Annotated in this window: 18 protein-coding genes; 9 read left to right on the top strand and 9 right to left on the bottom strand. The window is 68.7% G+C overall.

Annotated features, from left to right (window positions below; all coding sequences use genetic code 11):
* Window positions 1–8 precede the first annotated feature (8 nt).
* The 5 genes from DIE17_RS21065 to DIE17_RS21045 all read left to right on the top strand — a co-directional run bounded on the left by DIE17_RS21065 (window position 9) and on the right by DIE17_RS21045 (window position 4,930).
* Window positions 9–971 carry a VOC family protein gene (locus DIE17_RS21065; RefSeq protein ID WP_124666741.1) on the top strand — a complete coding sequence of 321 codons (963 nt, stop codon included), beginning with the start codon at window positions 9–11 and terminating at the stop codon, window positions 969–971.
* Complete coding sequence (locus tag DIE17_RS21060) at window positions 968–2,212, top strand: NAD(P)/FAD-dependent oxidoreductase (protein ID WP_044843181.1); 1,245 nt, start codon at window positions 968–970, stop codon at window positions 2,210–2,212. Before DIE17_RS21065 ends, DIE17_RS21060 begins: the two co-directional genes overlap by 4 nt.
* A gap of 38 nt (window positions 2,213–2,250) precedes the next feature.
* The gene (locus DIE17_RS21055; protein WP_044843182.1) at window positions 2,251–3,651 is read left to right on the top strand and encodes an MFS transporter; all 1,401 of its coding nucleotides are present in this window, start codon (window positions 2,251–2,253) and stop codon (window positions 3,649–3,651) included.
* Window positions 3,652–3,816: 165 nt separating this feature from the next.
* Window positions 3,817–4,368 carry a GNAT family N-acetyltransferase gene (locus tag DIE17_RS21050; RefSeq protein ID WP_124666740.1) on the top strand — a complete coding sequence of 184 codons (552 nt, stop codon included), beginning with the start codon at window positions 3,817–3,819 and terminating at the stop codon, window positions 4,366–4,368.
* Between the two features lie 160 nt (window positions 4,369–4,528).
* Complete coding sequence (locus tag DIE17_RS21045) at window positions 4,529–4,930, top strand: PPC domain-containing DNA-binding protein (protein ID WP_124666739.1); 402 nt, start codon at window positions 4,529–4,531, stop codon at window positions 4,928–4,930.
* Window positions 4,931–4,995: 65 nt separating this feature from the next.
* On the opposite strand, the gene DIE17_RS21040 is transcribed toward DIE17_RS21045, so the two are convergent.
* The 4 genes from DIE17_RS21040 to DIE17_RS21025 all read right to left on the bottom strand — a co-directional run bounded on the left by DIE17_RS21040 (window position 4,996) and on the right by DIE17_RS21025 (window position 9,249).
* Window positions 4,996–6,231: a DUF2252 family protein gene (locus DIE17_RS21040; RefSeq protein WP_124666738.1), complete on the bottom strand. Its 1,236-nt coding sequence runs from the start codon at window positions 6,229–6,231 to the stop codon at window positions 4,996–4,998.
* A gap of 104 nt (window positions 6,232–6,335) precedes the next feature.
* Window positions 6,336–7,622 carry an Nramp family divalent metal transporter gene (locus DIE17_RS21035; protein WP_124646340.1) on the bottom strand — a complete coding sequence of 429 codons (1,287 nt, stop codon included), beginning with the start codon at window positions 7,620–7,622 and terminating at the stop codon, window positions 6,336–6,338.
* 460 nt (window positions 7,623–8,082) lie between these two features.
* On the bottom strand, window positions 8,083–8,331 hold the full coding sequence (locus DIE17_RS21030; protein ID WP_124520772.1) for an adhesin: 249 nt from the start codon (window positions 8,329–8,331) through the stop codon (window positions 8,083–8,085).
* A 483-nt stretch (window positions 8,332–8,814) separates the two neighbouring features.
* Entirely contained in the window at window positions 8,815–9,249 is a 435-nt protein-coding gene (locus DIE17_RS21025; protein ID WP_124666737.1) for a universal stress protein, read from the bottom strand.
* Window positions 9,250–9,631: 382 nt separating this feature from the next.
* Here DIE17_RS21025 and DIE17_RS21020 point away from each other — a divergent pair, with 382 nt between their 5' ends.
* The 4 genes from DIE17_RS21020 to DIE17_RS21005 all read left to right on the top strand — a co-directional run bounded on the left by DIE17_RS21020 (window position 9,632) and on the right by DIE17_RS21005 (window position 14,092).
* Entirely contained in the window at window positions 9,632–11,116 is a 1,485-nt protein-coding gene (locus DIE17_RS21020; RefSeq protein WP_124666736.1) for an amidase, read from the top strand.
* Between the two features lie 377 nt (window positions 11,117–11,493).
* Window positions 11,494–12,186, top strand: coding sequence for a hypothetical protein (locus DIE17_RS21015; RefSeq protein WP_124666735.1), 693 nt, complete (start codon window positions 11,494–11,496; stop codon window positions 12,184–12,186).
* A gap of 117 nt (window positions 12,187–12,303) precedes the next feature.
* The gene (locus DIE17_RS21010; RefSeq protein ID WP_124488167.1) at window positions 12,304–13,137 is read left to right on the top strand and encodes an arylamine N-acetyltransferase; all 834 of its coding nucleotides are present in this window, start codon (window positions 12,304–12,306) and stop codon (window positions 13,135–13,137) included.
* 94 nt (window positions 13,138–13,231) lie between these two features.
* Entirely contained in the window at window positions 13,232–14,092 is an 861-nt protein-coding gene (locus DIE17_RS21005; protein ID WP_124666734.1) for a class I SAM-dependent methyltransferase, read from the top strand.
* A gap of 15 nt (window positions 14,093–14,107) precedes the next feature.
* Here the strand turns inward: DIE17_RS21005 and DIE17_RS21000 are convergent, their stop codons facing one another.
* The 5 genes from DIE17_RS21000 to DIE17_RS20980 all read right to left on the bottom strand — a co-directional run bounded on the left by DIE17_RS21000 (window position 14,108) and on the right by DIE17_RS20980 (window position 21,316).
* The gene (locus DIE17_RS21000) at window positions 14,108–18,949 is read right to left on the bottom strand and encodes an NAD-glutamate dehydrogenase (protein ID WP_124666733.1); all 4,842 of its coding nucleotides are present in this window, start codon (window positions 18,947–18,949) and stop codon (window positions 14,108–14,110) included.
* Between the two features lie 149 nt (window positions 18,950–19,098).
* Entirely contained in the window at window positions 19,099–19,320 is a 222-nt protein-coding gene (locus tag DIE17_RS20995) for a hypothetical protein (protein WP_124666732.1), read from the bottom strand.
* Between the two features lie 113 nt (window positions 19,321–19,433).
* A complete protein-coding gene (locus tag DIE17_RS20990; RefSeq protein WP_044843193.1) occupies window positions 19,434–19,622 on the bottom strand; it encodes a 4-oxalocrotonate tautomerase in 189 nt (62 codons plus the stop codon).
* A 49-nt stretch (window positions 19,623–19,671) separates the two neighbouring features.
* Window positions 19,672–20,448 (bottom strand): class II aldolase/adducin family protein, encoded by a 777-nt coding sequence (locus tag DIE17_RS20985; protein WP_124666731.1) that lies wholly within the window; start codon window positions 20,446–20,448, stop codon window positions 19,672–19,674.
* Window positions 20,423–21,316: an urea transporter gene (locus DIE17_RS20980; protein WP_124666730.1), complete on the bottom strand. Its 894-nt coding sequence runs from the start codon at window positions 21,314–21,316 to the stop codon at window positions 20,423–20,425. Before DIE17_RS20980 ends, DIE17_RS20985 begins: the two co-directional genes overlap by 26 nt.
* Window positions 21,317–21,417 lie beyond the last annotated feature (101 nt).

Here is a 21,417-nt window from a genome sequence, read left to right as displayed (position 1 = left end):
ATGACGCAATGAGCATCTTGGGTATCGAGCAGATCACGTACGGTGTCGACGACCTCGCGACGTGCCGGCGCTTCTTTGCCGACTGGGGCCTGAAGGAAGTCGCGCACGACGACACGCGCGCACGTTTCGAAACGCTGAACGGCTGCACCGTGCTGGTCGTGAAGGCCGACGATCCGTCGCTGCCGCCCGCGTTCGAAGCGGGCCCGACGCTGCGCGAAGTCACGTGGGGCGTCGCGACGCAGCAGGAAGTCGACGCACTGCGCACGAAGCTGGCCGGCCAGCCCGGCTATTACACGCAGGACGATGCGGTCGGCTGCATCGATCCGAACGGGATGGCGATCCGCATCGAGGTGACGCGCAAGCGCGCACTCGACATCACCGGCTCGCCGTCGAACGTGTGGGGCCGGACGGCTCGGGTCGACCAGCCGAGCCCGATCTATGCGCGCGCCGAGCCGGTCGAGGTCGGCCACGTCGTGTTCTTCACGAACTGCCTCGACGCGCAGGAGAAGTTCTATCACGAGCTGCTCGGCTTCGAGACGTCGGACCGCTATCCGGGCCGCGGCGCGTTCATGCGCTGCGCGCCGCACGGCGGCCACCACGACCTGTTCCTGCTCGCGTTGCCCAATGGCAAGCGCGGCCTGAACCACGTCGCGTTCACCGTGCGCGACATCCACGAAGTGTTCGGCGGCGGCATGCACATCGACCGCTGCGGCTGGGAAACGCAGCTCGGCCCGGGGCGTCATCCGGTGTCGTCCGCGTATTTCTGGTACTTCCAGAACCCGGCCGGCGCGCTGATCGAGTACTACGCGGACGAAGACGTGCTGACGCCCGAATGGCAGCCGCGCGAATTCGAACCGGGCCCGACCGTGTTCGCCGAATGGGCCGTCGACGGCGGCCTCGACGGCAACACGCGCCGGCAGAAGAATGCGAAGGCGCCGGAAGGCAAGTTCATGACGGAGCGCAAATCATGAGCGCAACGAACTCGCAGGAACCGGCCGCGCCTCGCACGGTCGTCGTGATCGGCGGCGGCCAGGCCGCCGGCTGGGTGCTGAAGACGCTGCGCGCGGAGGGCTTCGCGGGCCGTCTCGTGATGATCGCCGACGAGCCGCACCTGCCGTACGAGCGTCCGCCGCTGTCGAAGGCCGTGCTGGCCGGTGACGCGGACATCGAGACCGTGCGCGTCGTGCGCCCGGACGAATTCGCCGCGCTGAACGTCGAGGCATGGCAGCCGGAACGCGCGGTGTCGATCGACCGTGCGCGCCGCGTGGTGAAAATCGAAAGCGGTCTCGAAGTCGAATACGACCGCCTCGTGATCGCGACCGGCGGCACGTCGCGTCGCTTGCCTGACTCGATCGTCAGGACCCCGAACCTGCATTACCTGCGTACGCTCGACGAAGCGGCCGCGCTCGGCGAGAAGCTGCGCGCGAGCCGGCGTGTGCTCGTGATCGGCGGCGGCTGGATCGGCCTGGAGGTCGCGGCGACCGCGCGCAAGCTCGGCGTCGAAGCGGTGGTCGTCGAAGGCGCGCCGCGGCTGTGCGGCCGCTCGGTGCCGCAGGTCGTGTCGGACTTCCTGCTCGACCTGCATCGCGCGAACGGTGTCGACGTGCGCCTCGGCGCGGCGCTCGCATCGCTCGACGCGCAGCCGGACGACGCATCGAAGGTGCGCGCGACGCTTGCGGACGGCACGACGATCGACGCCGATTTCGCGGTGGCCGGCATCGGCCTTGCGCTGAATGCGACACTCGCGAGCGACGCGGGCCTCGCAGTCGACGACGGCATCGTGGTCGACGAATTCGGCGCGACCAGCGATCCGGCGATCTTCGCGTGCGGCGACGTCGCGAACCATCACAACGGCTGGCTGAAGCGGCGCGTGCGGCTCGAATCGTGGGCGAACGCGCAGAACCAGGCGATCGCGGCCGCGAAGGCCGTGCTCGGCGTGCGCGCGCCGTACGCCGAGATTCCGTGGTTCTGGTCCGATCAATACGACGTGAACCTGCAGATCCTCGGCGATCTGCCGGCCGATGCGCAGCTCGTCGTGCGCGGCGATCTCGCCGCGCGACGTGCGACGCTGTTTTTCGTGGGCGACGGACATGTGAGAGGTGTCATCGCCATCAACAACGCGCGCGAGCTCAAGCTCGCACGCAAGTGGATGAACCAGGGCCGGGCAGTGAACACGGAAGCCCTGGCGGACACGACCCAAGCGCTTGCCTGACCGGCGAAACCGGTACAAAGACCCAGGAGACACCCCGCATGAGCACTTTCGACAACGTCGTGGCCGGCAGGGCCACGATGGAAGCTGCCGCCTCCACGCCCGGCGCGATCATCGCGCGGCTCGAGCGGCTTCCGGCCAACGCGATGCAGATCCGCGCGCGCGTGCTGATCGGCACCGCGACGTTCTTCGACGGCTTCGACGTGATCACGATCGCGGCGACGCTGCCGCTGCTGATTCACAAGTGGGGGCTGTCGCCGACGCAGATCGGCATGCTGATCGCGTCCGGCGCGATCGGCCAGCTGATCGGCGCATTCCTGTTTCCCGCGCTCGCGGAGAAGCATGGCCGCGTGAAGGCGATCGCGTGGAGTTCCGCGGTGATCGGCATCACCAGCATCGCGTGCGGCTTCGCGCCGACGTTCGAGGTGTTCGTGCTGCTGCGGATCCTGCAGGGGCTCGGCCTCGGCGGCGAGCTGCCGGTCGCGGCCACGTACATCAACGAAATCACGCGCGCGCACGGCCGCGGCCGCTTCGTGCTGCTGTACGAAATCGTGTTCCCGATCGGCCTGCTGGTATCGATGGCGCTCGGCGCGTGGCTCGTGCCGCGGTTCGGCTGGGAGATCATGTATTTCGTCGGCGGGCTGCCGCTGATTCTCGCGCTGGTGCTCACGCGTCTGGTGCCGGAATCGCCGCGCTGGCTCGCGTCGCGCGGGCGGCTCCCGGAAGCCGGGCGCGCGGTCGGCGTGTTCGAAGCGTCGGTGCGCGGCGAACTGCCGCCGGTCACGCAGGTGGCCGCGTACGACGAGATGGTGCGCCAGCACCCGAAGCGCCGGATGAGCGACCTGTTCAGTGCCGCGTATCGCAAGCGCACGCTCGCGGTGGCGACGCTGTGGGCGACCTGCGGGTTCATCCAGTACGGGCTGTCCACGTGGCTGCCGACGATCTACAAGAACTTCTATCACGCGCCGCTGCAGCTCGCGCTGAATCTCGCGGTGATCGGCTCGGTGATGGGCGTGCTCGGTTCGCTCGCGTCCGCGCTGCTGGTCGACAAGCTCGGCCGCAAGCCGGTGATCGTGTGGTCGTTCGTGCTGTGCGCGCTGTCGCTGGCGTTCGCGGGCATCTACCACGCGTCGTCGGTGTACGTCGTCGCGACCTTTTGCTCGCTGTCGCTGGGGCTGATGGCATCGGGCTTCATCACCGCGTACGTCTATACGCCGGAACAGTATCCGACGAGCATCCGCGCGTCGGGCTGCGGGCTCGGCAGCGCGTGGCTGAAGATCGCGTCGTTCGCGGCGCCGATGATCGTGCCGCACGCGATCATCGGCGGCAATCTCGCGCCGGCGTTCTACCTGATCGGCATCGTGCCGCTGATCGCCGCCGTGACCGTTCATTTCGTCGGGATCGAGACGAAGGGGAAGGTGCTCGAAGCGCTCGAGGCATAAGCGCGGCGCGTGGCAAAGGCGATGTGGAAGGCCCGGACGATGTGTCCGGGCTTTTTTCGTTTCGGGCAGCGGATCGTGCGTGCCGGACAGCGCGAACGCACGCGATGGCCGGCCTCCGGATAGCGTGTTCTAATTCATGCTTGCGTTTTTTCCCCGGCCGCCGCGATGCCCTTGTTCGAACCCGTCACGCTGCATACGTCCCGACTCGTCCTGCGTCCGCTTCGCGACACGGACGCTCACGCGTTCTTCGACCTCTGGTCCGATGCGCAGGCGATGCGCTATGCGTCGTTCGCGCCGCTCACGGATTGGCGGCAGGCCGCCGAGCGCGTCGCGCGCAACCTCGCAACGACCGCCAGCGGCCAGGATCTCGTCTGCGTGCTCGAAGCCCGGGACACCGGCGACGTGCTCGGCGAATGCGTGCTGTTTCATGCGCACGAGCAATGCCGGCGCGCGGAAATCGGTTTCAGCCTGCGGCGCCGCTACTGGCGCGGCGGCTATATGCGCGAGGCCGCGTCGGCGGTCATCGACCACGCGTTCGGCACGCTGCGCCTGAACCGCATCGAGGCCGACATCGATCCGCGCAACGTCGCATCCGCCGCGCTGCTCGAACGGCTTGGGTTCGTCAGGGAAGGCGTGCTGCGCGAACGCTGGATCGTCGGCGACGAGGTGTCGGACAGCGCGCTGTACGGGTTGCTCGCGCGCGATCGTCGCGGGTGATGCGGGTGATGCGGCGTGTCCGGTGCGAACGAATGACGCATCGGCATCGTTCCCGTAGTCGCGACGCAGGCGCGGCGGCCGATCCGGCTGGCGGCTTGCCGGATTGCCGTGTCGAACGTACGCTTTGCCTACCCCCGACTCCATCAGCAGGTTACCGCCCATGCAAGCCCATCCTCTGCGTCTTTCCCCCGGCGACGATCTGCGCGCGTCGATCGAGCAGGCGCTGCGTCGACTCGACGCGCATGCAGCATTCGTGATCCAGGGCATCGGCAGCCTGAACGTCGCGCAGCTGCGCTATGCCGGCGTCGCTGCGCCGACCGAGCTGCGCGGCGATCTCGAGATCCTGACGCTTGCCGGCTCGGTCTCGCCGGACGGCGCGCACCTGCACATGGCGGTGTCCGACGCGCATGGCCGCGTCTCGGGCGGCCACGTCGCGAGCGGCTGCGTGGTGCGCACGACCGCCGAGATCCTGCTCGTATCGTTGGCCGCGCATCGTTTTTCCCGCGAGCACGATGCGCTCACCGGGTTCAACGAGCTGGTGGTTCGTCCGGCGAAAGACTGAGATCGCGCGGGCCGAGCCGTTCACGATCGTGCGTCCATCGCAACGACGCACGACCGGCGGCGATGTCAACGGACCGTCTTGCCGACCACATGGCGCCGGCAATGTTCGAGATACGCCTCTTCGTGCGCGGCCATCAGTTCGATGATGCTTCGCCACAGCCATGACGGCGCGTCGGCCGTCTTCGGGTGCTGGCGCCGCAACTCGCCGCACCACGCGCGTTGCGTCGCGTGGTCCATCTGCGCGGCATGCGCGTTGCCGATCACCAGCGCCAGATAGCGCGCGACTTTGACCGCATCGGCCTCCGACATCCGTTCCGCGTCCAGTTTCAGATCCTGCGGCATCAATTCGCGTATGACGACGGGACATCCGTCGAGGCGTGCCGCGCACATCCGGCTGCCCAGCATCGGCGATACGTGCCGCGCGCCTTCGAGCACCCGTTGCGCGGGATCGCGTGGCATGCGCACGCCGGGATCCTTCGGGGCCTTCGCCGCCGCGGCCTCCTTGATGTCGATCAGATACGGCGGATGGCCGTCGGAACACGCGTCGTCGATATCGAGCATGACCGCGAAGCGGCGCCGTCCGAGCGAGCTGCATCCCTTTACCCAGAAGGCGGCGTCGAGCACCTTCATCCTCGCGTCGCGGTGTGGCGCGCGGCTGAGCGCCGCGCCGATCGGCGAATCCGGGGTGGATTCGAACAGCGCGTGGATGGCGCTCCGCTCGCGCTCGGACAGCGGCCAGAAGCGTTTGCCGAGCGGAATGCGCGGCGTCACGTTCTGGATCGTCTGCCGGTCGAGCTTGCGCCACGATCGGTGCAGCGCCGCCTTCATCGCGATCTTGATCGCGGTTGGGCGTTGCAGGTGACTGGTCTCGGCGCGGTGCCGGCTGTCGAACGCCTGCTCGTATCCGGCGATGAGCGCTTCGACCATCCGCCACGTGATGATCCCGGGCAGATCGGAGCTGCGCGCCGCGGTCGCGAGCGAGAAGCCGAGACGCAGCAGGTCGTGTACGGGATTGCCGATCACGCTCTGGTCGAGATCGCGGATCTGCACGGCAACCTCGCCCGTCTTCGCCGCGACGGGCCCCAGATTGCCGAGATGGCAGTCGCCGCCGATCCACACCGCGGGGCCGTCGGGCAGGGTGCCGGAGCGATGGTCCGCGAGCCATGCGTAGAAGCGCTCGGCGCTGCCGCGCGTATACGTGTGTATCGAGCGCGCCATCTTGCCGCTGCGCAGGCGCGCGAGAATCTGCGCGCGCTGGTCGCTGGACGGCAGCCGTGCCGATCCCGGTGCTTTCTTCGCCACGATGCGTTCTCCTTCTGTTCCGCGGCATGCGTTGCCGGTGCGTGTGCCGGCTCGCGTGACGCCGGTGTATCCGGTGCCGCGCCGGCCGGCGCGGCTCCACCTGCTCAGCCCGGCACGAACACGCCCAACGCCGCGACCGCCATCGCGAACGTCGCGAGCCAGCCGCCCCAGGCCAGCAGGCCGGTGATCGCGAACTTGCCCATGATGCGCGTGCTATGGGCCATCAGCATCATCACGACCATGATCGGCACGGCGGTCACGCCGTTGATGACCGCACTCCAGTAGAGCGCGCGGATCGGGTCGAAATGCATGAACGTGATCGCGACGCCGCCGATGATCGCCAGTGCGATGACCGCATAGAATTCGCGCGCGACGCCGAATTGCAGCGCGAGGCTGCTGCGCCAGCGGAAAGTGCCCGCGGCCGCATAGGCGGCTGACCCCGCGAGGACCGGCAGCGCCAGCAAGCCGGTGCCGATGATTCCGAGCGCGAACAGCACGTACGCGAAGTGCCCGCCGATCGGCTCGAGCGCCCGCGCGGCATCCGCCGACGTCTTCACGTCGATGTGGTGCAGGTTCAGCGTGGCCGCGGCCGTCAGCGTGATGAAGAACGCGATGACGTTCGACACGCCCATCCCGACCCACGTATCGAAGTTGATCCGGCGCAACTGCGCGGGGGCCTGGTGAGGCGCGTGCCGCAACGACTGCTGGTTCGGCACCGCGCGCAGTTCCTCGACTTCCTGCGATGCCTGCCAGAAGAACAGGTACGGGCTGATCGTGGTGCCGAGCACGGCGATGACCGTGGTCAGGTAGGCGGCGGACAGCTGGACGCGCGGCAACACGAGCGCACGGCCGACCTCGCCCCACGGGACGGGCACGATGAGCGCCACGGCGACGTAGGCGAGCAGGACCAGCGCGGTCCATTTGAGCAGGCGCGCGTAGCGGTCGTACGGCACGAGGATCTGCAGCAGGGCCGATGCGCCGCCGAGGCACACGACGTAGAGTTCTTGCGGGCCGTGCAGCAGGAGCTTGACCGCTGCGCCCATCGCCGACAGGTCGGCCGCGATGTTGATCACGTTCGCGACGATCAGCAGCACGACGGTGACGTAGAGCAGCCACGGCGGATAGTGCGTGCGCATGTTCGACGCGAGGCCCTTGCCCGTCACGCGGCCGATGCGCGCGCTGACCAGCTGGATCGCCGTCATCAGCGGATACGTCAGCAAGAGCGCCCACAGCAATTCGAAGCCGAACTGCGCGCCCGCCTGCGAGTACGTGCCGATGCCGGACGGATCGTCGTCCGCGGCACCGGTGACGAGGCCCGGCCCGAGGCGGCGGAGCCACGTTGCGGCACGCGGACGCTGCTCCGCGGAATCGAGGGGCTCGTTGTCGTTCATGATCGCGACTCGTGGGGAGGGGGCAATCGAGTCGCAATTGGCATGCCCAGGAGGAAGGGGCGGCTGGGGCGGGCGGGTTACGGGATGCGGCCGCCAGACGCGGTGCAACCGAACGCAACTTGACGCGATGGAAAACCGGCTCGGCTAACGGGCGGGAAGCGGCGGTACGAAAGGGAGCGCACGACGTGCTCGCGTGCTCGTGACGGGGGAACCCGGTAGGAGAAGCGATGGACGGTGCCGAGCGATTCGCGCAAGTCGCTATCGCTGCGACGTGCGTGACGTGTCGCGGCGAACGCTCATCGGTCGCCGCGATCTTCGGATGGTTGGCGTATTCGTACTGCCGCTACCGGCGAGCCAATGCCGCCGGTGGCAAGCGAAAGAACCTCGGAAGGCGCCACGGATCACAGTTGGCGCCCAGGCGCCGCGACACGCATGCGACCGGCGCGGCGCCCGGTCGGCCTCAACGGGCCGCCACCGCGACGTCCTGATTACCGCGCCCGGACACGAGGCAGCTCGACATGAACGCTTCGCTCTGGCTGTCGGCCGCCGCGCTGCCGAAGCCCTTGCCGAGCGCGGCGTATTTCACCTGCTCGGCGCCCTGCGAGCAGGCGGTCGGGCTGGCATCGCGGCCTTGCGCGTGCAGCAGTGCGCGATCGCCGATCAGATAGACCAGCAGCGCGAAAAAAGCGATGTGTACGACTCGTCTCATGGTTCGTCTCCTCGTCGCTCAAGCGTAACGCGGAGACGATTCTCGAAGCACTTGGGGCTTCCCCCGGTAAACGTCTGCAGAAATGACGATGAGCCCGGCTGATCGCGTCCCGTTTTTACCGTGCGGACGACGAAAAGGCACGTTGGCCGCACGCGCCGCCGCGCGATTGACGCGAGCTTGACGAATGTCAGACGGCGGGCAGGGCGAGACGGTCGTGCCGGCGGTCAGAGCGATAGCATGAATGCATGTTTCAACGGAACGCGATGCGCGGCAGGCGATGGGCGCCGCGGCTCCGAACGCAGCGGGTACGTATTGAACATCGCTATCGAATTAGTGAGGAATCCAAATGCTTAACGTATCGTCCGTCCTGATCAGTCTCGCGCCGATGTGGGCGATTCTGCTGGTTGCATCGTCAGCCGCGACCTATCTCGTGTTCTGGCGCAAGGTCATCAAGTAAGCGGCGAGCGCCGCACCGCGTGCCGCTCATCTGACCGCCGTCACCGGCACGTTCGAAATCCGCACGAGGCGGCCCATCACGCTGCGACCGAACATCGACAGCATCTGATGAAACGGATCGTGCCGCGGCGCGACCACGACGATTTCGTCGCAGCCCGTCTCGGCCGCAACGGCCGCGATCGTGTCGGCCACCGGCCCGACCTTCTTCACGACGCTGTATCGGACGCCGGCTTCCCGCAGCACCCGCTCGGCCGTCGCCAGATCGTCGCACGCGAACTGGTCCTCGATCGAGCGCAGTCGCGACAGCGAGTGAAATGCCTCGAGCCGCGTCGCTTCGAGCGGCGGCTGGACGTTGATCAGCACGATTTCCGACGCGCAGCGTTCGCGATACAGGAAGGTCGCATGGCGGACCGCCTGCAGCGAACGCGGCGAATGGCCGACCGGAACCAGCAGTTTGAGCATGGGAGATGCTCCGGAATCGAGATGTTTGCAGCGTAGCGCGGCGCCGGATCGCCCGACCTAAAGAGATCGGGCGGCCGCGTAAAAATGTCGTCAACGTCCGGCGCGCCTATTAGAAATATAAGAAATTTAAGTTTATGCGCATAAACGTTTTCACTGACCGGCCGCGCGGTGGCCCGGGGCGGGCCGTCGAGTGGCGCACCACGCCGATTTAGTCGGATCCTCAATGAATCGCGGCGGAAAATATCGGAGGTCGGCGATCCGGCCTCGCGTAGAGTAGTGCATCGGCCGCGGCGCGGCCTTCTCCCGGGCTGTCCAGGCCGTTCGGGACGGACCGCCGCCACGCTGCGGCCCGCCATTCCATTCCGATTCCAGGAGACCTCGCATGCCGCATGGCGCCCCGCAGCTTCTCGCACCCGCTTCCATCACCGTCGACCCGATCGTGCGCCTGTCGGCCGGCGAACTCGCGTCGGCGATCCGCGGCAAGGCGGTCTCGTGCGTCGAGACGATGCGTGCGTATCTCGATCACATCGAGCGCGTGAACGGCGCGGTGAACGCGTTGATTTCGCTGCGCGATCGCGCCACGCTGCTCGCCGAAGCGGCGGAAAAGGACGCGGCACTCGCCCGCGGCGAGTACCACGGCTGGCTGCACGGAATGCCGCAGGCGCCGAAGGATCTCGCGATGACGAAAGGGCTGCGCACGACCTACGGCTCGCCGATCTTCCGCGATCACGTGCCGCAGGCCGATTCGGTCGGCGTCGGCCGGATGCGCGCGGCGGGCGCGATCTTCATCGGCAAGACCAACACGCCGGAGTTCGGCCTCGGCTCGCATACGTTCAACGAAATCCACGGCGCGACGCGCAATCCGTACGACCTGACGAAGAGCGCGGGCGGCAGCAGCGGCGGCACGGCGGCGGCGCTGGCCGCGCGCATGCTGCCGGTCGCGGACGGCAGCGACTTCGGTGGCTCGCTGCGCAATCCGGCCGCGTTCTGCAACATCTACGGCTTGCGTCCGTCGCAGGGCCGCGTGCCGCGCTGGCCAGGCGTCGACGTGTTCATGCAGCAGCTCGGCATCGAGGGGCCGATGGGCCGCACGGTCGGCGACGTCGCGCAGCTGCTCGCGATCCAGGCCGGCTACGACCCGAACGATCCGCTGTCGCTCGCGGAAGATCCGGCCGTGTTCGCGAAGCCGCTCGACACGGACCTGCGCGGCAAGCGCATCGCGTGGGTCGGCGACTGGAACGGCTATCTCGCGACCGAGCCGGGCGTGCTCGCGCAGTGCGAACAGGGCCTAGCGACGCTGCGCGAGATCGGCTGCGACGTCGATGCCGCGCTGCCGGCGTTCGCACCGGAGCGCATCTGGCGGCTGTGGCTCGCGCATCGGCACCTGCTGTCCGGCGGCGGGCTGCTCGCGCACTATCGCGACCCGGCACGGCGTGCGCTGCTGAAGCCCGAGGCGATCTACGAGGTCGAAGGGCTGCTCGCGATGCAGGGGGCCGAGGTGTTCGACGCGAGCGTCGAGCGCACCGCGTGGCACCAGGCCGTGCTGGGCTTCTTCGATCGCTACGACTTCATCGCCGCGCCGACCGCGCAGGTGTTCCCGTTCGACGTCGAGCAGCGCTGGCCGAAGGAAATCGCGGGCCGCGCGATGGATACCTACCACCGCTGGATGGAAACGGTCGTGCCGTGGACGCTGGCCGGCTGCCCGGTGATCAGCGTGCCGGTGGGCTTCAACGATGCGGGGTTGCCGATGGGGATGCAGCTGATCGGCCGGCCGCGCGCGGATCTCGCCGTGCTGCAGCTCGCGCGCGGCTACGAGCAGGCGGCCGACTGGGTCGGCCGGCGGCTGCCGGGCTGGATGGCTGCGTAATGCGACGGCCGGCGGGCCCGTGACACACGCCGAACGCAAGTGACGAACCGGGCGGCCGCGTGCCGCCCGGTTCGTTTCCACACCTCGAAACGCGCTGGCTAATCCTGCCATTGGTGCGCCGGGCATCACGCTGTCGCACAACAGCGCCGGCCGACACCGGCGCAGCGCCGGCGCATACCGGGCGTCGCCGGGATTGCCGCGATGCAGGAACGAATCGCGGCGCCAGCCCTATATCGCGCGGCAAATCCGGATGAATCCGCGCGCCGGGCGACGGTCGTGCCGGGCGATTTCGTATCGATGTGTTTCAGTCGTTGCGGCGGCGCGCGGCGCGCTTCGACAATATCGGCCTCAAACATATTCGGGCACGAGGGAAACACATGAAGCACATTCGCGCGACGGGCAAGCACCTGGCATCGGCGGGCATCGCCTTCGGCATCATGCTCGGCGTGAACGGCACCGCCCGTGCACAACTCGACCTCCAGTCGATCGGCTCGGCGCTGCTCGGCGGCGGGCAACAGCAGGCCGCACCCGCGCAGGGCGGCGTCGCGCAGTTGATGCAGGCGTACGTCGGCGCGAACCAGCAGGTGCTGGTCGGGCAGTCGTCGCTCGCGTCGGCGATGGGGCTCACCGGCGCGGCCGGTCAGGCGCAGCAGGCCGCCGGCCTGCTCGGCGGCGGCAATGCGCTGACGCCGGCCGCGCTGTCGCAGATGGGCGGCGCGCAGCAGTCGGTGTCGCAGGCGCTCGGCCAGGCGTTCGCGAGCGGCGGGGCGTCGCACGGCCCGATCGACAAGCAGGCGTTCAGCAACGGTCTGGCATCGCTCGGCCAGGGTCTGACGCAGTACTCGCAGCTGCAGTCGGGGCTCGGTAATCTCGGTTCGACCAGCGCGGCATCGCTGCTGCAGTCGGGCCTGAATCCGCAGAACATGCAGGCCGCGTCGTATATCGCGCAAAGCGCGCCGGGCCAGTTGCAGTCGCTCGCGTCGACGCTCAGCCAGGCCGTGCAGTTCGCGACGAGCCAGGGCATTGCGGTGCCGTCGGTCGCGTCGTCCGCGCTGAAGCTGCTGCCGTAACGCGGCCGCACCCGCTGCGGCGCCGGCCGCGCGAGCGGCGATCCGGGATGGCCCCGCGCAACATGGGGATATCGCTCGATGCTATCGTGGCGTGTTCCCCGTTTCCGGTGCCGGTTCATGACTGACTCGTTCGACCTCTCGCGCTACTTCGCCCGCATCGGCTACGACGGCCCGGCCGAGCCGACGCTCGACGTGCTGCGACGGCTGCACCTGCTGCAGCCGCAGGCCATTCCGTTCGAAAACCTCAATCCGCTGACCGGCGCGCGCGTCGCGCTCGACCTGCCCGCGATCGTCGACAAGGTGGTCGGGCGCCGCCGCGGCGGCTACTGCTTCGAACTCAACAAGCTCTTCTACACCGCGCTCACGACGATCGGCTTTCGCGTGACGCCGCTGATCGCGCGCGTGCGCTGGATGCGGCCGCCCGAGCTCGTCACCGCGCAGACCCACATGCTGCTGCGCATCGATCTCGACGGCGCGGCGTGGCTCGCCGACATCGGCTTCGGCAGCGCGACGCTCACCGCGCCGCTGCGCTTCGTGCCGGGCGAGCGGCAGCTGACGCCGCATGGGGCGTTTCGCGTCGTCGACGCGCCGGTCGACGGCGAATTCGACATGCAGTTCCAGATCCCCGACGGCTGGCAGACGACCTACCGCTTTTCGCTGAAGCCGGCCGAGTGGATCGATTACGACGCCGCGAACTGGTTCACGTCGACCTATCCCGAGTCGATCTTCGTCAACGACCTGATCGCCTGCCGCGTGCTGCCGGACGGCCGCGCGGCGCTGTTCAACACCGTGCTGACGCTGCGCGACGCGGCGGGCGCGGGGCGCACCGTCACGTTCGACGACGCGGCCGCGTGGGGCGCGTGCCTGCGCGACACGATCGGCATCGATACGACCGGCTTCGACCTCGACGCGTTGTTCGCGCGGGTGGCGGCGCGGGCGAACACGATGTAATGCGTCGCGGGCCGCGACATGAGCGTACGCAATCCCGACGGCCGTGCGTGGCGCCTGCGGGCGCCGCACCAGCCGCGCGCATGAGGACGAGACGATGACCGACCTTCATCCGGACGCCCCTGACAGCACCGCCGCGCGCGTCGCGCTGTGGCGCGCGCTGCACGTCGAGCTCGATGCGCCGCCGCACGTGCTCGTGGACGAAATCGGACTGCGCCTGCTCGCGCCGGCGCCCGGCTGGCAGCAGCGCGGCGACATGGATCCGCAGTTCACGCGGCCGTTTCGCGCGTCGATCGTCGCGCGGGCGCGCTTCATCGAGGATCTCGTCGTCGAGCAGGCCGCGCGGGGCGTGAGCCAGTACGTGATCCTCGGCGCGGGCCTCGACAGCTTCGCGCAGCGCCGGCCCGAGATGGCGTCGCGCCTGACCGTCTTCGAGGTCGATCCGCCCGCGCCGCAGGCGTGGAAGCGCCGCCGGCTGACCGAGCTCGGCTTCGGCGTGCCGGACTGGCTGCGGTTCGTGCCGGTCGATTTCGAAGCGAAGCAGTCGTGGCGCGACGCGCTCGTGCGCGCGGGCTTCGATGCAGGCAAGCCGGCGGTCGTCGTGTCCACCGGCGTCAGCATGTACCTGACGCGCGACGCGAACGCGGCGGCGCTGCGCGAAGTCGCGTCGCTCGCGCCGGGCTCGACGTTCGCGATGACGTTCCTGCTGCCGCTCGAGCATGCCGATCCGGACGTGCGCCCGGGGCTCGAAATGGCCGCGAAGGGCGCGCGCGCGAGCGGCACGCCGTTCATCAGCTTCTTCATGCCGGCGGAGATTCGTGCGCTCGCGACCGGGGCCGGCTTCGCGCGGGCCGAGCATGTGTCGGCCGCGGATCTCGCGCGCCGCTACTTCGCCGATCGGACCGACGGCCTGCGCCCGCCGGACAACGCGGAAGAGCTGCTGGTCGCGACGGTGTGACGTCGCGACCTTCCATCACGCGCGTTCGAGCACGGCCATCTCGCGCACGATCACGAGCAGCACCGCGAGGCTCGCGCCGCCCGAGGCGCGCAGGTCGGCGAGCAGGTGCTCGTAGCGTTGCAGCGCGGCTTCGCGGCGTTCGCGCCACGCGTGGACGATCGTCTCGGGCGCCGTCGAGTCGGCCGATTCCGCGAGCGCGCTGGTGGCGAGCGTGCGCTTGAGCCGCGCGACTTCCGCGAGCGCGGCCGCGCGCGCCAGCATGTCCCAGTGCGTCGGGGTCGGCAGCGAGGCCGCGCGTTCGCCGATCCACCCGTAGTTCAACAGCGTGCCGAGCGAGAAGTAGACGCCCGCGACCAGCTCGAGGCTGCGATCGCAGGTCGCGGCCACTTCGGCGATGTCGAGCAGCGCGGCCGAGATGTCGCCGCTCGCGACGCGTACCGCGAGCGCGCTCTCGACGCCGGCTTCGACCAGCGCGCGCTGCCGCTCGGACAGCGCCTCCAGATCGGCGGTTGGCAGCAACGACGGCAATTGCGGCGCGATGCGCTGCACCGCGTCGCGGCACCGCGCGATCAGGCCGGCGACGCCGCCGTCGGCCACCGTGCCCGACTGCAACTGCCGCAGGAACCACAGCGCCGCGCGCTCCAGCAGCCGCGCGACGTCGACGAACATGCGCGCCTGCACGTCGTCGGCGACGCGGTTGTCGAGTGCGTCGATGTCGCGCCACACCGCATCGAGATCGAACACGTCGCGCGCCATGATGCAGGCGCGCACGATGTCGCCCGGCTTCGCGTCGGTTTCCTCCATCAGCCGGTGCACGAACGCGCAGCCGACCCGGTTGACGAGCGCGTTGGTCAGGTGCGTCGCGAGAATCTCGCGGCGCAGCGGGTGGCGCTGCATCGGTTCGCTGAAGCGCTGTTGCAGCGGCTTCGGGAAATAGTCGACGAGCATCGCGGCGACGAGCGGATCCTCGGGCACGTCGGATTCGAGCAGCGCGTCGTACAGCCACATCTTGCTGTACGCGAGCAGCACCGCACGCTCAGGCGACGTGAGGCCCTGTTTCGCGGCCTGCCGTTCGGCGATCTCGTCGTCGGTCGGCAGGAACTCGATCACGCGGTTCAGGCGGCCCGCGCGTTCGAGCCAGCGCATCAGGCGCGCCTCGGCGTCGAGCAGCTCGACGCCGTAGCGGCCCGCGATCGACAGCGCCTGCGTCTGGTAGTAGTTGTCGCGCAGCACGAGCAGCCCGACTTCGTCGGTCATTTCCGCGAGCAGCGCGTTGCGCTGCTTCTCGGTCATCTCGCCGTCGCCGACGACGAGCCCGAGCAGGATCTTGATGTTGACTTCGTGATCCGAACAATCGACGCCGGCCGAGTTGTCGATCGCGTCGGTGTTGATACGCCCGCCGCGCTGCGCGAACTCGATGCGGCCGAACTGCGTGCAGCCGAGGTTGCCGCCTTCGCCGACGACCTTGCAGCGCAGGTCCGCGCCGTTCACGCGTACCGCGTCGTTCGCGCGATCGCCGACCTGCTGGTGGGTTTCGCGCGCGGCCTTCACGTAGGTGCCGATGCCGCCGTTGTACAGCAGGTCGACCGGCGCCTGCAGGATCGCGCGGATCAGCTCGGTCGGCGGCAGCGCCTGCGCGTCGATGCCGAGCGCGGCCTGCACGGCCGGCGACAGCGGGATCGTCTTCGCGGTGCGCGGGTAGACGCCGCCGCCCGCCGAAATCACCGACGTGTCGTAGTCGGCCCAGCTCGAGCGTTCGAGCGCGAACATCCGCTGGCGCTCCGCGAAGCTCGTCGCCGGGTCGGGGTTCGGGTCGAGGAACACGTGGCGATGATCGAACGCCGCGACGAGCCGGATATGCGGCGACAGCAGCATCCCGTTGCCGAACACGTCGCCCGACATGTCGCCGACGCCGACCACCGTGAAGTCGGTCGTCTGCGTATCGATGCCCATCTCGCGGAAGTGCCGCTTCACCGATTCCCACGCGCCGCGCGCGGTGATCGCCATCTTCTTGTGGTCGTAGCCGACCGAGCCGCCGGACGCGAACGCGTCGTCGAGCCAGAAACCGTATTCGTGCGAGATCGCGTTCGCGTAGTCGGAGAAGGTGGCCGTGCCCTTGTCGGCCGCGACGACGAGATACGGATCGTCGGCGTCGTGGCGCACCACGTCGGGCGGCGGCACGATCGCGTTGCCGGCGAGATTGTCGGTCAGGTCGAGCAGGCCGCGCAGGAAGGTCTGATAGCACGCGATGCCTTCGCGCATCCATGCTTCGCGATCGCTCGGCGGCGGCGGGTTCTTCACGACGAAGCCGCCTTTGGAGCCGACCGGCACGATCACGACGTTCTTCACCATCTGCGCCTTCATCAGCCCGAGCACCTCGGTGCGGAAATCCTCGCGACGGTCGGACCAGCGCAGCCCGCCGCGCGCGACGCGCCCGCCGCGCAGGTGCACGCCCTCGACGCGCGGCGAGTACACCCAGATCTCGAACATCGGCTTCGGCTCGGGCAGGCCGGGCACCTTCGCCGGATTGAACTTGAACGACAGGTACGGCTTCGATTCGCCGTTCGCGTCGTGCAGGAAATAGTTGGTGCGCTCGGTCGCGTTGATCACGCCGAGAAACTGGCGCAGGATCCGGTCCTCGTCGAGGTTCGGCACCTGGTCGAGCGCCGTCTCGATCGCCTTCAGCAGGCGTTCGGCCTGCACGTCGCGCGTGCCGCCCGTGGCCGGGTCGAAGCGCACCAGGAACAGCTCGACGAGCTGCCTTGCGATCGCCGGGTTGCCGGTCAGCGCGCGCTCGATATAGGCGTCGCTGAACGTCGAGCCGACCTGTCGCAGGTATTTCGCATACGCGCGCAGGATCGTGACTTCGCGCGCGCTCAGGTGCGCGCGCAGCACGAGGCGGTTGAAGTCGTCGTTCTCGATCCGGCCGCTCCAGATCCGGTCGAACGCATCCTCGAACAGGCCCTTCACACGCTCGATGTCGAACTCGGTATCGTCGGCGAGTTCGAGGCCGAAGTCGTGCACCCAGGCGGGTGCGGCATCCTGCGTCTGGATCCGGTACGGCCGCTCCTCGTCGACGCGCACGCCGAGATGCTCGAGCATCGGCAGGCTGCGCGACAGCGCGATCGGGTCGCCCGCGCGATACACCTTGAAGCGGAACGCGCGCGCGTCGGCCTCGATCGGGCGGTACAGGTTCATCGCCAGCTGGCCCGACGCCTTCACGCGTTCGATCAACTCGATGTCGCGCACGGCCGTGCGCGCCGGATAGTCGTCGCGATAGCCGGCCGGGAACGAGTCCGCATAGTGCTGCAGCAGGCGGTTGCCTTGTTCTTCGCCGAACGCGTCGAGCAGCGCGTCGGCGAGATCGTCCTGCCAGCGGCGTGCCACCTGCACGAGCCGCGTTTCGAGCTCGCGCGTGTCGACGTCGGGCATCGTGCCCGGTTCCGCATGGACGACGAAATGAATCCGCGCGATCGCCGATTCCGACAGCAGCGGCGTGAACTCGACGTTCACGCCGTTGTACGCATCGACGAGCAGCTTCGCGATGCGGCGGCGCAGGTCGGTGTTGTACTTGTCGCGCGGCACGAACGCGAGGCACGACACGAAGCGGTCGAAACGGTCGCGCCGTACGAACAGGCGCGTGCGCTGGTGTTCCTGCAGGCGCAGGATGCCCAACGCGATGTCGTAAAGCTGGTCTTCGTCGGCCTGGAACAGTTCGTCGCGCGGATAGGTTTCGAGCACCGTCACCAGCGACTTGCCGAGATGCCCCTTCGGCAGGAAGCCCGCGCGCCGCACGATGTTCGCGCATTTGCGGCGCACGATCGGTATCTCGGTGTACGAACCGAAATAGGACGTCGACGTGTAGAGTCCGATGAAGCGCCGTTCGCCGGTCACCTTGCCGTCGGCGCCGACGAGTTTCACGCCGACGTAGTCGAGATAGCCGGGCCGGTGCACGGTCGCGCGCGAGTTCGCTTTCGTCAGGAAGATCGGCCAGGGGCCGGTGATGATCTCGGCGGCGGCCGGCGGCAGCGGCGTCACGTCCGGCGCGCCGGGTGCGCGCAGCGATTCGCGCAGCAGGCCGCAGCCGGAGCCTTCGACGCCGCGCAGGCCGAAACCCGTGCCGTCCGACACGAGTGCGTAGTCGCGCTGGCCGAGGAAGGTGAAGTGGTCGGCGACCATCCATTCGAGGAACGCGCGCGCCTCGATGTCTTCCGCGGTGGATTCGCGGGCCTTCATGTCCTTGATCGTCGCGCGCGCGATGTCGACGATCTTCGGCCAGTCCTCCACCGATGCGCGCACGTCGCCGAGCACGCGCGCGATGTCGTTGCGCAGCGTGTTGAGCAGCGCGGCGTCGCCGCAGCGGTCGACTTCGAAGTGGATGAACGACGCGAGTTGCGACTGGCCGTCGCCGGCCGTCGCGCCGCCGGCGTCGACGCGCTCGATCGCGCCGTCGCCGCCGCGCCAGATGCGGAACACCGGGTGCAGCGCCGAGTGCAGCGCGAGCCCGAGGCGGTTGACGGCCATCGTCACCGAGTCGACGAGGAACGGCATGTCGTCGTTGACGATCTCGATCACCGTGTGGTCGGAGTGCCAGCCGTGCTGTTCGAGGATCGGGTTGTACACGCGCAGCCGCTCGCTGCCGGGCACGAATTTCTGGGCGGTCTGCCAGTGCGCCATCGCGGCGCCGTAGAGGTCGGCGATGCCGCGATTCTGCAGATCATCGGCGTCGACGAAATCGTAGTAATGACGCAGGAACGGTTCGACGATCCGGAACGTGGCTTCGGGCAGGCGTCCGCGCGCGAATTCGACGACATCGGAGAGCAGGTGTGCGACGACTTCTTCGTTCTTCGCTTCCATGGCGGTCTCCTGGTCGGGTGGCCATTGGCTGCTGCGTCTGTGCCGCATTATATGCGCCGATTGCGTGACAACGCGATGTGCGGGCGCACAACGCGGCGCAGGGAACGAAGGCCGCGTGCGACGCCGGTGGCCGGCGTCGCACGGGCGGGTCAGGCGAGGTCCGGCGGCTTCAGGTCGGGGTGCCGCGCGTAGAGCGGATTCATGAAATCGAGCAGCATCGTGGTCAGCAGTTGCGACACGAATTCGCGGTAGGCGACGAATTCCGAATCCGGACACGACGCCTTGACGGTCAGCAGGGAGCGATCCAGATCGGCTCCCATTTGCAAGATCATGTCGTTAAGGACACTTGCGATTTGCTTGTCAGAGACCATTTTTTGCCTTTTTAGCATCCCGCCAACGCGTTACAACTGTTGACGCAGAGATGACAAACTGGCGCCAAGTGGCATGCGTCCAAGGGCCGGACGCACACCAATTCCGGGGGGCGTCAGCGTTCGTCGCTCCACAGCTTGCCGCCCGTCGCCCAGTTCTCTTTCTTCACGTCGGCGAGGATGATGTCGACCGAGCCCGGGTCGCAGCCGAGCGTCTCGCACGTGACGCGCGTGATCGCTTCGACGAACGCGCGTTTCTGCTCGACCGTGCGGCCTTCGAACAACTGGATATTGAAAGTCGGCATGATTGGATGCTCCGATGGTTGGGGTAGGGAAGTCGGGACGCGAGCGGCGTCAGTCGCGATACGACGGATCGATCCGGTCGAGGCGGCGCAGCAGCGCCGGCCATTCCAGTTCGCCCTCGATCGCGCCGCCGTCGCGCAACTGCGCGGCGGTGCGCTCGGCGACGGCCGGCTCGGGTAGCACGAGCGGCCCGCCGCCTGCCTGCGCGCGCACCTGGATGTCGCAGGCCTTGATCAGCGTATCCATCAGCACATATGCCTCGGCGACGGTCCGGCCGACCGTCAGCGTGCCATGGTTGCGCAGCAGCATCGCGGATTTCGCGCCGAGGCTGGCGGTCAGCCGCGTGCCTTCGGCCGGCGAGAACGCGAGCGCCTCGTAGTCGTGGTATGCGAGGTCGCCGTGAAACCGCAGCGCGTGCTGCGACGCGGGCAGCAGCCCGTCGCGCTGGATCGACACGGCGATGCCGGCCGTATTGTGCAGGTGCATCACGCAGACGGCGTCCGGCCGCGCGGCATGCACGGCCGCGTGCAGTGCGAAACCGGTCACGTTGACTGCGTATTCGCTCTCGCCGATGCGGTTGCCGGCCAGGTCGATCTTCACGAGATTCGATGCGCGAACCTCGTCGAACGCGAGGCCGAACGGGTTGATCAGGAAGTGCCCGGGTTCGCCGGGCACGGTCACGGAAAGATGCGTGTAGATCAGGTCGTCCCAGCCGTTCAGCGCGACGAGGCGATAGGCGGCGGCGAGATCGACGCGCAACCGGCGCTCGGCGTCCGAGATCGGGCCGCCGGGCTTCACGGTGTCAGGACGGTGTGCGAATGACGACATCGGGTTCTCCGAGGGTGAAGCGGCGCGCGACGATCACCGTGATCCACGCAGCGATCGCGAACGGGGCCGTGAACGCGGGGAGGCCCGCGCGCGTCGCGAGCCACTGGATCAGCGCGGCGAGCGCGGCGGCCGCGAACGCCGCGCGCGGCCCGCGCGGCATCAGCGCGAGTGCGGCGAGCGCGCCGTTGAAGCCGAGCAGGCCGTCGGTGAACGACGCGCCGTTCGCGCCGGCCGCGATCAGCAGCACGGTCGACACGATCGCGCCGCCGAGCGCGAACGCCGCCGCGCGGCGCGACGCGACGGCGAGGCCGGCGACGATCAGCGCGCCGGCCCACGGGCCTTGCGCAAAGGTGGTTTGCGCGACGCCCGACAGCAGCGCGTCGGCGACGGAAGGCAGCGTCAGGGGCGCACCTACTGTCGCGTCGCCCGCATGCTGCGGCGCGACAAACGGCAGCCACAGCGCGGTGACGGCGAGGCACGGGCTCGAATACGCGCACTGGCGCCAGCGGGCGAGCGGCACACGCATCACGCGCTGCACGAGCGCCGCGCCAATCGCGACCAGCGGTACCAGCGCGACGGCGGCGAGCGAGGCAGGCGCGAACAGCACGGCGATCAGCGCGGCGAGCGCACCGTTGAAGCCGTGCAGCCCCTGTTCGACGTCGCGGCGCTCGGCACCCGTCAGCACCGCCGTCATGCTGGCGGCGGCCGAGCCGACCAGCGCCGCGGACGCGAGCCGCAGGTCGGTCAGCGCCAGCGCGGCGAGCAGCAGCGCGCCGGTGACGGCACGCGCCTGCAGCACGATCTGCCCGATGCCGCGCAGCAGGATGCGCAGGTCGATCGACGGCGAGGCGGGGCGGGCGGTAGGCATGGCGGCGGTGGAACAGGACGAGCCGCGAGCATAGGACACAATGCCGTGCACCGGAATAGGGAATTCTGGATAGTCAGGATTTGTGGCGCATGCCCTGAGTT

The organism is Burkholderia sp. Bp9099, assembly GCF_003857805.1.
In the GTDB taxonomy this organism is placed as follows: domain Bacteria; phylum Pseudomonadota; class Gammaproteobacteria; order Burkholderiales; family Burkholderiaceae; genus Burkholderia.
Note: the sequence above shows the minus strand (reverse complement) of the source record. Positions and strands in the feature narration are given on the sequence as shown.